The organism is Moraxella oculi, assembly GCF_023336735.1.
Classification (GTDB): domain Bacteria; phylum Pseudomonadota; class Gammaproteobacteria; order Pseudomonadales; family Moraxellaceae; genus Moraxella; species Moraxella oculi.
Genome location: NZ_JAMBAQ010000010.1, coordinates 50,397 through 64,190 on the forward strand (window position 1 = coordinate 50,397; position 13,794 = coordinate 64,190).

A 13,794-nucleotide genomic window follows, 5' to 3' on the forward strand; every position below is an offset into this window, starting at 1 on the left:
TCAATTTGTCGTCATTCGGCCTATTTTTTTATTCCAACCCAAAGGAATACTCATGGAACAACTCATCAACAGCCTAAATGGCATCATTTGGAGTCCAGCACTGATTTATCTATGCTTAGGTGCTGGGTTCTTTTACTCCCTCATGACTCGCTTTGTGCAAGTGCGTATGTTTAAAGAGATGATCGCCCTGATGTTCAGTGGCGTCAAAAGTGCTGACGGCATTTCATCTTTTCAAGCGTTTGTGATAGCACTGGCAAACCGTGTCGGCGTAGGCAATATCGCAGGTGTGGCGGCAGCCATCGGCTTTGGCGGTCCTTCTGCCGTATTTTGGATGTGGGTGGTGGCATTCTTAGGTGCATCAACCGCCTATGTTGAATCAACCATGGCACAAATCTATAAAGAAAAAGATCCCTTAACTGGTCAGTATCGTGGTGGGCCTGCCTATTATTTTGAAAAAGGTCTGGGGCAAAAGTGGTATGCCATCTTATTTGCCATCGCCGCCATCATCTCCTGTGGTGTATTCTTGCCTGGCGTGCAAGCCAACGGTGTCGTCAGTGCCATCACACGCATTACCGGTGATGGTGACATGGTCAATTTACTGGGCATGAGTGCTGGCTCAAATCGTGTGATTGTCATGACATTTGTTGCCGCCATACTAGCAATCATCATCATCGGTGGCATTAAGCGTATCGCTCGTGTGGCAGAGTTTGTGGTGCCATTCATGGCGATAGGCTATATCGCACTGGCTCTTTTGGTCATGGTGATGAATCTTGATAAGGTTCCTGCAGTATTTAGTTTAATCATGAGCGACATTTTAAATCCAGTAGCAGGTCTGGGTGCCGCCATTGGTTGGGGTGTCAAGCGTGGCGTCTACTCAAACGAAGCTGGTCAAGGTACAGGTCCTCACCATGCGGGTGCAGCAGAAGTACAACACCCTGCTCAACAAGGTTTGGTACAAGCATTCTCTGTATATGTTGACACATTGCTTGTGTGTTCTGCTACCGCTTTCATGATTTTGACCATGGGCACTTATAACATTCAAGGTAATCTTGGTGCGGGGCAATTCATCGTTCAAAATATTGATCCAGCAACTGCTGAGATTGGCACGCCTGCTTTCACACAGTTGGCATTAGAAGCAACTTTTGGCGGTTTTGGTAATTATTTCATTGCCATTGCCATATTTTTCTTTGCCTTTACCACCATTTTAGCCTATTATTACATTGCTGAAGTCAATGTTGCTTATCTGACTCGCAAAATGGGTGTTGGTGTGCAAAAATTAGGTATGTGGTTCCCAAAATTGTCCGTCATCGCCGTGGTTATTTATGGTAGCTTAAACAGTGCAGGCTATATTTGGGACATGGGTGATGTGGGCGTGGGCATGACCGCATGGCTAAACATCGTAGGCATTTTGGCGGTATTTTTCATGATGAAGCCTGCCATCAAGACACTCAAAGATTATGAAGCACAAAAGAAAGCTGGCGTTACAGATTATACTTTCGACCCTGTTAAGCTAGGCATCAAGAACGCCACCTTCTGGGAAGAGCGTCTAAAAGACAAATAATTCGAACTTTTTTAATAATTAAGCCTCCAACTGGAGGCTTAATGTTCATATATGTCGTACGACAAAGGCGGTTAATACCACAAAAAATCAATGAAAGCAATCCATCACTTAAAAGCCTTCAGCCAAAATGATGAACTGCCCATGTGTCATCACCATCACCATCTAAAACATCATCAATGCCTGCTCAAAGTCAGCACGACTGGTTTGACCCAGCAAGACTTGCATCAACTTACCCTCTTGATACATCAGTAATGCAGGCGGACCCATCAGCTCATAGCGTTCAAGAAACGCCAAGCTGTCATCATTCATTTCAGTGATGTCGAATTTCACCAGTTGAATGTCTGCCATGGCGGTTGGGCGATGCACAAACAACTCACGATCCATGATGCGACATTCAACACACCAGTCAGCTGTTGCATCAATGAGCACCTTATCATGAGTTGCCAAAATTTCATCCAGCTCTGCAAGCGTCTTAACATGACGATCCTCATACATCATCTGCTGAGTTTTTGAATGCGTGATGACGGATAAAGGTCGCCACGCATCACTTGATCCCATGCCTGCACCAAACACCAATGTCGTCGCCCATGCCAGCATCAAAATCGCCGCAGCACGAAACGGCAGACGCATCAGTTGCCAAAGCCAAACACCCATTAAAGCAAACCACATCGCCCAAGCAATGAGCATGGCAGGTAGGACAAACACGCGCTCAAGCAAGATGAGTGCTACCGCAAATAACAACAATCCACAAAATTCCTTAATTTTAACCATCCATGCACCTGCTTTAGGCATGAATTTTCCTTGTGCCATGCCAATCATCATCAGTGGCACACACAGCCCAAGCCCAAGAGCAAACATCGCTAAAAATCCAAGTGGAACGCTACCACTAACAGACACCGCTACCAACACACCCGCCATCGGTGCAGACACACAAGGAGAGACCACCAAAGCAGATAATGCACCCGCCAAAAAACTACCACTCAGACTACCAAGATGTCTGTCCGCCGACTGTGAAGTCGCTTGTAGTTTGTTACGCATTTTTGAAGGCAACCCAACTTTAATCACCCCAAACATATAAAGACCAAGCAGCACAAATATCACAGCAAAGCCAATCAATAAAATGGGGTTTTGTAAGTAGCCAAGAATATTGACAGTACGCCCAAGCCATGCAATCAAAGCTCCAAGTAGCCCATAAGCAGTAGCAACACCCACACCATAAGATGCGGATAATACCAAGCCCTTTTTACTACTGATACCGCCTTGACGAGCCACGATGTTTGCCACGATTGGTATCATTGGATAAACGCATGGGGTGAATGCCAACAAAAGACCCGCCAAAAATAATAGTCCTATTGCAAGTGCAGGATTGTCATGAATGCCAAAAGGGTCGATCCGTTCAAGATGATGATTGAGAGAATAGGAATTTGTAGGCGGCGTGCTTGTTTCAATCTGCACATTAGCCGATGATTCATCTTGGATTGAGTCAACATCCTTACTGTTGCCATTGGCATAACCAGCTTTATCATCAGCCATTTTATCAGAACTCGCAGTGTCAGTATCTGGCTGCAAGACAGGCGTAACGATATTGGCAGGGGTAGGTTTGGGTGTGTCAGACTTAGCTGGCTGGCTGATTTTTTTTGGGGCGTCTTTTACGCTGGCAACCGCCTGCTCAACCACTTTTGGCGGACTGGCTTTTTGAACGGTTGGTGGAGCATCAATTTCTTTATCAGTCTTTATGGCAGTATCATTTGCCAAAGAAATGTTAAACTTGATGTTCTCTGGTGGATAGCACAGGCCTGCTTTGGCACACCCTTGCCAGCGTAAAGATGCTTGGGCGTTATTTGCATCGCCAGTTAAGACTGCCTTAGCTACCACATCTTCTTCAAAAACTGCCACACGACCAAATGTTGGATCATCAATCATCGTGGCTGTTTTATCAAACTGCCAATCTGAAGCACTGACATTTTCAGGTAAATTTAGTATCATTTTATCACGATACACATAATGCTCAGGCGTTACTTTAAAAGTTGCTATCAACTCATTACCATCAATGAGTACATTAACCTTAAAGGCCTGATTGACGGGTAGGAATTTTTGTGTTTTTTGACCAAAAAGTGCCGCTATCGTGCCAGTCTCTGCGAATGCAGGCACATAAGAAAGCGCAGTAAATAAGCACAGTAAGGCAATGATAAGTTTATTGCCAATGATAAGAGGATATTTCAGGATCTGTTTCATAGCAACCGACATCAAAAAAAGACCACTCATTATATCATCATTTGAGCCATTAAAATCCCAGCAATCAGATAAAAACAGCCATCGTTTAATAAAAAAAACCGTGCAACAAAAATATCACACGGTTGTTTTTATTAAATCCTGTCAAATGCTCGCGACATCATCAATCAACATCAACTTTTTTATAAAAAGCATGATGGCGCGACTCTTCAAACTCCACCCACACCGCACTGATGATTGCCAGTAGCACTGCAAAACCCAAACCCAGTATCCAAGCAAAATACCACATGGTCATTCTCCTCATTCTTAATAAAGCATGTGTTCGTTTTCTTTGATGTATGCCTTAGTAACCTTACCACGCATGACAGCATAAGCCCAACTGGTATAAGCGACAACAACTGGCAAAATCAGCACCAGCACATAAAGCATGATCATTAAAGTTAAATGACTAGATGTACTGTCCCACACTGTCAAACTGGCACTAAGACTGCTGGATGATGGCATATAAAAAGGAAATAAAGCCACACCGACAGTCATGATTACTGATAGCACCGCAAGGCTTGATGCAAAGAATGCCAAGAGCGTCCGACGCCATTTTAAAAGCCCCACCGCCAACAACGGCATGAGTACACCAAGCACAGGAAATGTCCAAAGAGATGAGTTGGCATGGTAATTATCAAGCCAAGCCCCTGCTTGTCGCTCAACAGTTTTTGATAAAGGGTCAATGAGCGCACCCTTATCAACATGGCTGACAATGACATAACCATCAAGATTGGCTACCCAAAAACCTGCCACCACGAACAACAGCACCATCAAAATGGCAGAAACACTGCTAAAGCGTATCGTGCGCACTTGAATATCCCCCATGGTGCGATGTGCCAAATAGACCCCGCCTTGCATGATGAGCATGCTCACACTCACCAAGCCACACAATAATGCAAATGGATGTAATAACTCAAAAAATGAGCCAGAGTAGGTTGATACCAAGTATTCATCAAAGCTAAAAGGCACGCCCAATAACAGATTACCAAACGCCACCCCAAAAATCAGTGCAGGAATAAAAGAGCCAATAAAAAGACCCCAATCCCACGCACGACGCCAACGAATATCCTTGACCATGCTGCGATATTTAAAGCCCACGGGTCGAAAAAATAATGCCCAAAGCACGGCCATAAGAGCCCAATAAAAGCCACTAAATGCCGTAGCATACACCAAAGGCAACGCAGCAAAAATTGCACCACCTGCGGTAATGAACCATACTTGATTACCCTCCCAGTGCGGTCCAATGGTATTGATAATCACACGACGCTCTTCATCTGTCTTACCCACAAAGGGTAAAAGACTACACACCCCCATGTCATGACCATCCATGATGGCAAAGCCGATGAGTAATGTGCCAACGAGTAGCCACCAGATGAATTTTAAAGTTTCATAGTCAAACAGCATGGCTATTCTCCTTTAAAATGAATTGGGTTAATGATGTTTTTGTTTTGTTTCTCACCATGATATCGACCTGTTCCAAGACTGGCAGGACCAATTTTGATGTACTTTTGCATCAAATAAATTTCAACGACGAATAACAAGGCATAAAAGATCACAAAACCCGTCAACGACCAAATCACACTGCTTGCACTGATGTTTGATACAGACAGGTGTGTAGGTAGAATGCCATAAACTGTCCACGGCTGACGACCGTATTCCGCCACGAACCAACCTGCTTCAGCGGCAATCCACGGTGCAGGCAGCATGACCACCGCAAATTTCAACAGCCAAGGTTTTTGCATAAAATTACCTTTGATGGTATAAAACAAACTCAATGAGAATAAGATCAACATTAAAAATCCAAGCCCTACCATCATGCGAAATGACCAAAACATCGGAGTAACCGCAGGAATCGTATCATCAACCGCTTGAGCAATCATTTGTGGCGTTGCCTGAGTAACATCGTTCGTGTATTTTTTGAGTAACAGCCCAAACCCCAAGTCATTTTTATTTTTCTCAAAATTTTCAAGCACCGCATCACCACTGGCACGACCCAACCTTTGATCAGTACGCATGGTATCTAATGCGTTCACTGCAATGATGCCATTTTTGATTCGCTCTTCGTTGATTTTTTTGATGTCATGAATGCCTAAAATCTGCTTATCAAACGAACGCGTACCGATGATTCCCATGGCATATGGAATGTGTATCGCCCAGTCATTCTTACCTTCCGACTCATTAATGTCAGCAACCAGATTAAAGCTGGCAGGTGCAGGCTCGGTTTCCCACATCGCCTCCATCGTGGCCAACTTGGTCTGTTGAGCCAATCCGATAGAATATCCAGATTCATCACCCAGCACAATCGTACTACAAATAGACGCAAAACCAAAGGCAGCTGCCACATGAAAGCTACGCTTGGCGAATTCAACATCTCTTTTTTGTAGCAAATACAATGCCGAAATTGCCAATACAAAAACCGCACCCACCACATAGCCAGCAGAGACAGTATGAACAAACTTATTTTGTGCATCAGGATTGAATACAATCTCAGCAAAACTGACCATTTCCATACGCATTGTATGATAATTAAACTCCGCCCCCACAGGATTTTGCATCCAGCCATTGGCAATCAAAATCCACAACGCAGACAAATTCGTCCCAAGCGCCATGAAAATTGTGGTAAACAAATGCTGCACACGACTCATTCTTTCCCAGCCGAAGAAAAACAGCCCTACCATCGTTGATTCAAGAAAAAACGCCATCAAACCCTCAATGGCAAGCGGTGCCCCAAAAATATCACCCACATAATGCGAATAATACGCCCAGTTGGTACCAAACTGAAACTCCATCGTGATGCCTGTCGTTACCCCAAGTGCAAAATTGATGCCGAATAACTTCCCCCAAAATTTCGTCATGTCACGCCAAACCTGCTTGCCTGTGATGACATATACCGACTCCATGATGACCAAAATCCAGGTCATGCCCAGCGTCAAAGGAATGAATAAAAAGTGGAATAGTGCTGTCACTGCAAACTGTAAGCGTGAAATATCCACCAAGTGTTCAGTAATCATAAAGCAACCATCGATAAAAACCAAAAGACATGCTGATTATACGCCCATTCATTTCAAAACAAAAGCAGATAACAATGAATATACACTAACTCAACTCATCAATTAACCCATCAATCACAAAAAAACAAAGATTTTAAGGGAGTTGAATCACCAAACATCATCAAAATAAAAAAGCCCGCCATATTCAGCGAGCTTTTTTTAATCAAAAATTCTAAAAAAATTAGAATTTATATTCGATGCCGCCACCGATGCCGTACGCATCAGCGTCCACGCCAGCAACTTCACGCTTCAACAAAGCACCATATACATGACCAGTAGTTGCTTTATTAAACTTATATTTACCACCAACAGCCACACGCTGTGCTTCCGAATCTTTAACACCCTTTGTGTTGTCTACAAAGTCTAGCTGACCATAAGCGGTCCAAGGAGTCTGGGCAACTTTATAGTTGGCAGACACCGTGAATGCGTTTTCATTGTCTTTGGTGTTGTAATCTGTGTGCTGGTATAACGCACTTGCAGTCAATGCTGGATTGATGGCATAAGCACCACTTACACGGATGGCTTTAAGTGCATCGCCAGATTGTACATAGCTTGCACCAACTTTATATGGTGCATTGGCTGGTTCGTATTTTGCGGCCACACCAAAAGCATCACGACCAAGTGAATCAGTCTGTTTATTTTCATCAAGTGTGTACATTGCTAGCAACTGCAAGCCATGACGCTCTGGTGAAAAATATGCAAATGTATTGTTAGCACGAGGTGCATCAAAAGACGCCAACACACCATTACCACCAATAACACCGCCTTGAGCTTCGTTAGCATAATTGACATAGTCATCAATCGCTGTTAGACGACCTGCCACCAAAGTACCGTATTGTTTATTGGCAAGACCCAAGTAAGTGTCGCGTGATTTAAATTGAGTTGAGTTGTCATCAACTTTCACGCCGTATTCCAATTGATAAAGCAAGTTGGTATTATTGGTCAGTGCATTCGAGCCTTTTAGACCAATACGAGAAGAGTTAGAGTTCAGCTGTGTGCGTGGGTCATATTCGCCTTGGATGGTATTGGCATTATCGCCGTCTTGCACATCAAGAGTCAGGAAGGCTTTACCGTAAACGGTTGGTGCAGCTTGTGCAGCCGTAATACCAAGAGCAGCGATAGCTGATGCTAAAAGTAGTTTTTTCATGGGTTTCTCCACATTACATTTTTTAGTTGGGTCGCTAAAGCTGCGCCCAAGGCAGAATGTCAATTCTGCATATTGCTTTTTTAAGAAGTAAAATTTGAAAATTTACCAGTAACAATACATCATAAATCTTACCAAATTCCACTTCGGCTAATAGCATACCAATTTTGACATATTTTGCAACATCTTTTGGAGAAAAAATTTTGTGATTTTTTTGAATTTTTAGTTTTTTCTATTTAAAGTCAATAACTTATATGGAATTGATTTTTATAATTTTTTTGTTAATATTAAGATAAATTCTTATTTTCCATGAATCCATGAGAACCGACATTACATTGAATGATCCTGTCATAAAATTCACCGCATCGTCATCTAAAAATATGCTAAAATATTCAAAAAATTGTCATATTATTAAGAGATAATGGTTTGTTTTTTTACACAAAAAAACAAATGTTTACACAGCCAATATTCAGCACATCACCATGCAACATCTTTCAAACACCATAAATACCAACGGTTACATTGCTAACGAAGACGATCTACAAAACATCACCAATCGAATCAAGGCAACTACCGACATCAGTCATATTCATGAGTTTTTAGGTACTCGCACATCAGAAAAGTGGCTGACCATCGCCAAAAACAACTTACCTCTACTCATGCTTGATCATGCTAATTGCGAGAAAAAAGCAGCGGGTACGGCCATGAATCTGATTTTTCGTTATGAATTTCATCGTGAACTTCAGGAGCGACTGGCTCAGCTGGTACGAGAAGAAATGCTGCATTATGAACAGGTTCTCACCTTAATGACACAGCGAGGGATTGAGTGGTCGCATTTACCAGCAGGTCGCTACGCCAAAGGCTTGTTAAAACACAAGCGCACTTGGGAACCTGCGGCGATGGTTGATGTACTCATCATCGGTGCGTTCATTGAGGCTCGTTCTTGTGAGCGTTTTTCAGCGCTGGCAGATGTCATTGATGATGAGAAATTGGCACGCTACTATAAATATCTGCTCAAATCAGAAAGTCGCCATTATGAAGACTATCTGCATTTGGCTCAATCACTCTGCGATGAGAGCATTGATGAACGAGTGGCGTTTTTTCGTACGGTAGAAGCAGATCTGATTGACAGCCCTGACGATGAAATTCGCTTTCATAGTGGCATACCCAGTTGGGCATGATTCATCTTCATCAGCAACATGTCTGTTAAGAAAGTTGCAAATCAAAACGCACATGCATGCCTCAAGATTGGTTTTGGCAATCTCATCGCCCACCAGAAGATTTGATCAAAATCATTTCAACAACCATAAGATCGCCATGGGCAACCACACTGCTGTTATCAATCCATTAATAGCAAGTCCAAAAGCGGCATATCGCCCTGCGGTAGGACTGATTGTCCATGCCTCAACCGTGCCAATCGCATGTGCAACCAACCCCAATGCCAAACCTTTGGCCCTATCATCTTGGATATTTTTGAATAAAATACGGCAAAGACTCGCTCCCAAAATCCCAGAGACAATGATGACAAGATTGGTCAACACAAGCGGTGCATCGATGATTTGAGCGACTGACAAGCCCACAGGCGTGGTTACTGAACGCGTGGCAAATGAAAGAATCATACTCATATCAAGCATGAATAAGTACGCCAAACTCATCGGTAAAATCGCCCCCACCAAGCTTGCCAGCACCACAATGACACTCAGTTTTTTAATTGGCAATCCCTTAAAATTCATGCCAGCCAATGGAACAGCAAGTAATACCGTACTGTATCCAAGCAAACGGTCAAACACAGGCTTGGCGTGTGTATAATAATTGGCATATGGCATCTGTATCACGAACAAAATCAACAGTGTCAACACAATGGCGATAATGATCATCGGTATTCCATGAACAAAGTTATTCAGAAATCTTAACACATATTTTGCACCAACATGAGCAATCAGCGTGATCACAAAAGCGGTGGCGATGGTGGCACTATCAAGCATTGGAATGACCCTCCCCTGCCTTATCCGCCCTCATGCCTATTTGATCATTTGTCAGCCATCTTTGAGCCAGCCTAGCGAATGCCCACAGGGGCATGAGGGTACTGACGATGATGATGACTGATACCGCCAGCAGCTCCGCACCCAGCCCAAATAGTAAGATTCCCGCCCCTGCCGATACTGGCAAAAAAGCAAAGCCACTATCCACCAGTAGCACATTCGCTGATGACGCCAGCCAATTTGGCAAGCCATTTTTAATCAGTCGGATGACCATCAATACCAAAAATAACGACACCAATCCAACGATATTGGCGGCACTTGGCATGCCAAGATTCGTGCAAATCGCAAAAGCAAGCTCTCGCACACCAACGACGATGGCGATGGTGGCAAGCATGGATAACCAAAAAGTGGGCGACTTGGTAAAATAAGGTGATTTCATGAGCGTCCCTGTTCTGTTTATAAAGCACCACAGAAGTGTTTGAGTTTTTATGCCAAGCTATTAAATCATCATCTAACAGTATGGTCAAGCCGTTTACAAAGATTTAACGAAATGTTGTCATTTCGCAACAAAAGTACATCAACCCAACCTCTACCAGCAAAATGGATCCAAATCTGCATCATCATCCATCTTGTTTACCAAAACTTTTTCAAAATCTTCCAAGATGGGCATTAGGTCGTTTGCTTGATGGGGTGGCAGAACATCGAAAGGGTCAAGATGATGCTTGCCCAGCAGCTCTTTTAGCTTCTTAGCAGCAATGCGAATGGTCAACATCTCATGCCCCATGTCATCAAAATCACCACTGACAATGACCCCGAGTTCGTGTAAGGCGTTTTTTAACTGACCTGCATGATATGGCAAAGTAAGATTAAATTTCGATAAGTCGCCAACCAATATTTCCTGCACCGCTTGATACAACTGTTCAATACCCAAACCATCACGAGCTGACACATAGACCCGCTGTGGCACACCCATCTCTTGATAGTGAATGCTGGGCATCTCTGCCGTCTTGTCAATTTTGTTATGCACAAGCAATACAGGCGCATCAGCCCCAATCTCATCAAGTACGGCATTGACCGCATCAATTTGCTCGTGCATGTCTGGACTACTGCTGTCAATCACATGCAACAATAAATCAGCTTCCAAAGTCTCTTCTAGGGTAGCATGAAAACTCTCAACCAATTCATGTGGCAAATGACGCACAAATCCGACCGTATCAGCCATGACAACATTACCCACACCAGCCCACTTGACTTGACGCAAGGTTGGATCCAATGTGGCAAAAAGCTGGTCGGCAGCATAAATATCATCATCAGTCAGTAAGTTGAACAATGTGGATTTACCAGCATTGGTATAGCCAACAAGAGAGATGGTTGGTATGTCGGATTTTTGGCGTTTGGCTCGTCCTTGTAAACGAGTTTGTTTGACCTTTTCTAGCTTATTTTTAAGCTGATTGACTCGGATTTGGAGCAGTCGACGATCGGTTTCTAGTTGCGTTTCGCCTGGTCCACGCAGACCAATACCACCCTTTTGTCGTTCTAGATGCGTCCAGCCACGCACCAGCCGAGTTGATAAATGTGATAATTGTGCCAGTTCAACTTGCAGCTTGCCTTCATAAGTTCTAGCACGCTGAGCAAAAATATCCAAAATCAAACCAGTGCGATCAAGCACTCGGCAGTTGATGAGTTTTTCTAGATTTCGCTCTTGGCTTGGGCTTAGATCGTGATTAAAAATGACAATGTCTGCCTGATGTCGCTCTACGGCTTGTGCAATCTCTTCGGCCTTACCCGTACCGACAAAATATTTGGCATGTGGCTTATTGCGTCCGCCTGTGATGATGTCCAATTCATTCGCTCCTGCAGAACGCACCAGCAAGCGAAACTCTTCTAAATCATCAGGGTCAATCATCTCACGGATGTCCAGATGTACCAAAATGGCGTTTTCTCCGCCTTCATGTCGGTCAAAATATTGCAAGGAATGTCCTTTTTTAAACTTTTAAAACTTTTAAATTGTGGTATGATGATAAATTTCAAGTCAGTGATTACCAACCATGTCCCAAATTTTACATGCCAACAACAAAACATTAGATTTATCCAGCCCAAAAATCATGGGTATCCTTAATGTAACACCTGACTCATTCTCTGATGGCGGTCTTTTCAACCAGACAGATCAAGCCTTGAAGCATGTTGATGAAATGCTAAAGTGGGGTGTGGATATCATTGATATTGGTGCAGAATCAACTCGACCAAACGCCAAGCCTGTTTCAAGTGAGCTAGAAATCAAAAGACTGGCCTCCGTCGTGCACGAGATTCGCCAAAATTTTCCTAAGCTATGGATATCCATTGATACCAGCAGCCCCTTAGTCATGGAACAAATGGCGGACTTGGGAGCGGATATGTGGAATGATGTGCGTGGCCTAAGACGAATTGGTGCAGCAAAAATGGCAAGCCAGCTCAACCTGCCTGTGATCATCATGCACTCACGAGGTGAGCCCGAGACGATGAATGACTTGGCAACATATCATGATGTGATTGATGAGGTTATTGGCGAACTTGATGATTGTGTTCAAAATGCACTCAATGCAGGCGTTAAATCCACCAATATCATCATTGATGTTGGCATGGGTTTTGCCAAAAATCACGAACACCACATAGTGCTCATGAAACACCTGGATAAAATCATTGCCCATTTTGATTTGCCAATGCTATTTGGTGTGTCTCGCAAGCGATTTTTAGGGGAGTTACTGAATGATTTTTCTCCCATGAAGCATCACAGTACAACCGATAGGGACTTGATTGGGGCGGTCGCACACCTACTTGCCATGCAAAAAGGTGCAAACATCGTGCGAGTGCATGATGTCGCAAGCATGGCTCAAACAATTAAAATGTGGCAAAGCGTCTCTGAGCAGGCTGAATGTCGGATGAAATGATTTTAAAAAATGAATAAATATCAATGATTTATAAAATTTTTCTTTAAATATCCAAAAAAATCACTTGCCAAATCCCAAAACTTGCGTATAATACCGCACATCAAGACAACAGCGATGTTCTGATAATCATTGGGGTCGTGGCGAAATTGGTAGACGCACCAGATTTAGGTTCTGGCGCCGCGAGGTGTGAGAGTTCGAGTCTCTCCGACCCCACCACACACTAAAAGACCGGTGATTTTCTCATCGGTCTTTTAATCATTCAGTCATCATGATTTTAAATCAGTCTCTCCTACAAAAAACCCTTGTATTTATAGATGGGTTGTTGTAGAATACGACATCTAAAGCTTATTGCTTTTCAAGGGCCTATAGCTCAGTTGGTTAGAGCAGGGGACTCATAATCCCTTGGTCCACAGTTCGAGTCTGTGTGGGCCCACCAAATTAAAGTCAATGAATTCAAGGGTTTATGCGTAAAAACTCTTGAATTTTTTTATGTCAAAAATTATAAAAAATAAATATTTCTTCAAACCATCAAAATTTAAAATCTTACTCAATCAAACTCCATCAATGGTTTGTCGGTAGTCACATCATCAAGTTGATTTTCATTGATGTTGGTTTTTTGGTTTTGTTTTTTACCGTTAAAGACGGCAAATCTAAGCCCAAGTTTTTCACTGTTCATCATGAATTCACGAAAGGCAGGAATTTGGCAAGCGATGGCATGGCAAGCTTCTCTGGTTGTTTTGACATCAAGTTTAAAAAATCGTCCGAATTTTTTGGCTAGGATGCCATGTAGTTCAATCGTTTTCATGGTACTTCTTTGTCATTTTTACAGAACAATCAAAAAGGAAAAAGGATAGTC

Annotated in this window: 12 protein-coding genes and 2 tRNA genes; 5 read left to right on the forward strand and 9 right to left on the reverse strand. The window is 43.1% G+C overall.

What is annotated here, in order from left to right:
* Positions 1-52 precede the first annotated feature (52 nt).
* Positions 53-1,561, forward strand: a complete 1,509-nt coding sequence (locus tag M2R47_RS06015) for an alanine/glycine:cation symporter family protein (protein ID WP_249100380.1) — start codon at positions 53-55, stop codon at positions 1,559-1,561.
* A 162-nt stretch (positions 1,562-1,723) separates the two neighbouring features.
* On the opposite strand, the gene M2R47_RS06020 is transcribed toward M2R47_RS06015, so the two are convergent.
* The 5 genes from M2R47_RS06020 to M2R47_RS06040 form a co-directional block, all read right to left on the reverse strand.
* Positions 1,724-3,796, reverse strand: a complete 2,073-nt coding sequence (locus M2R47_RS06020) for a cytochrome c biogenesis protein CcdA (protein WP_249100382.1) — start codon at positions 3,794-3,796, stop codon at positions 1,724-1,726.
* 160 nt (positions 3,797-3,956) lie between these two features.
* Positions 3,957-4,082, reverse strand: coding sequence for a cytochrome bd-I oxidase subunit CydX (gene cydX / locus M2R47_RS06025; RefSeq protein WP_249100384.1), 126 nt, complete (start codon positions 4,080-4,082; stop codon positions 3,957-3,959).
* A 17-nt stretch (positions 4,083-4,099) separates the two neighbouring features.
* A complete protein-coding gene (gene cydB / locus M2R47_RS06030; RefSeq protein WP_249100465.1) occupies positions 4,100-5,236 on the reverse strand; it encodes a cytochrome d ubiquinol oxidase subunit II in 1,137 nt (378 codons plus the stop codon).
* A gap of 5 nt (positions 5,237-5,241) precedes the next feature.
* Complete coding sequence (locus tag M2R47_RS06035) at positions 5,242-6,846, reverse strand: cytochrome ubiquinol oxidase subunit I (protein WP_249100386.1); 1,605 nt, start codon at positions 6,844-6,846, stop codon at positions 5,242-5,244.
* 220 nt (positions 6,847-7,066) lie between these two features.
* Positions 7,067-8,032 (reverse strand): porin, encoded by a 966-nt coding sequence (locus M2R47_RS06040; RefSeq protein ID WP_249100388.1) that lies wholly within the window; start codon positions 8,030-8,032, stop codon positions 7,067-7,069.
* Positions 8,033-8,511: 479 nt separating this feature from the next.
* Here M2R47_RS06040 and M2R47_RS06045 point away from each other — a divergent pair, with 479 nt between their 5' ends.
* Positions 8,512-9,210: a MiaE family protein gene (locus tag M2R47_RS06045; RefSeq protein ID WP_249100390.1), complete on the forward strand. Its 699-nt coding sequence runs from the start codon at positions 8,512-8,514 to the stop codon at positions 9,208-9,210.
* A gap of 111 nt (positions 9,211-9,321) precedes the next feature.
* Here M2R47_RS06045 and M2R47_RS06050 read toward each other — a convergent pair whose 3' ends face one another.
* From M2R47_RS06050 to hflX, 3 genes are all read right to left on the reverse strand, one after another.
* On the reverse strand, positions 9,322-10,014 hold the full coding sequence (locus tag M2R47_RS06050; protein WP_249100392.1) for an LrgB family protein: 693 nt from the start codon (positions 10,012-10,014) through the stop codon (positions 9,322-9,324).
* Positions 10,007-10,450 (reverse strand): CidA/LrgA family protein, encoded by a 444-nt coding sequence (locus tag M2R47_RS06055; protein WP_249100394.1) that lies wholly within the window; start codon positions 10,448-10,450, stop codon positions 10,007-10,009. Before M2R47_RS06055 ends, M2R47_RS06050 begins: the two co-directional genes overlap by 8 nt.
* Positions 10,451-10,600: 150 nt before the next feature.
* Entirely contained in the window at positions 10,601-11,983 is a 1,383-nt protein-coding gene (gene hflX / locus M2R47_RS06060; RefSeq protein ID WP_249100396.1) for a ribosome rescue GTPase HflX, read from the reverse strand.
* 76 nt (positions 11,984-12,059) lie between these two features.
* Between hflX and folP the strand changes: the two genes are divergently transcribed.
* The 3 genes from folP (at position 12,060) to M2R47_RS06075 (ending at position 13,374) form a co-directional block, all read left to right on the forward strand.
* The gene (folP, locus tag M2R47_RS06065) at positions 12,060-12,938 is read left to right on the forward strand and encodes a dihydropteroate synthase (RefSeq protein WP_249100398.1); all 879 of its coding nucleotides are present in this window, start codon (positions 12,060-12,062) and stop codon (positions 12,936-12,938) included.
* Positions 12,939-13,069: 131 nt separating this feature from the next.
* Positions 13,070-13,154 (forward strand) — tRNA-Leu (locus M2R47_RS06070).
* Between the two features lie 143 nt (positions 13,155-13,297).
* A tRNA-Ile gene (locus M2R47_RS06075) sits at positions 13,298-13,374 on the forward strand.
* A 111-nt stretch (positions 13,375-13,485) separates the two neighbouring features.
* Here the strand turns inward: M2R47_RS06075 and M2R47_RS06080 are convergent.
* Complete coding sequence (locus M2R47_RS06080; protein ID WP_249100401.1) at positions 13,486-13,743, reverse strand: tail assembly protein; 258 nt, start codon at positions 13,741-13,743, stop codon at positions 13,486-13,488.
* Positions 13,744-13,794 lie beyond the last annotated feature (51 nt).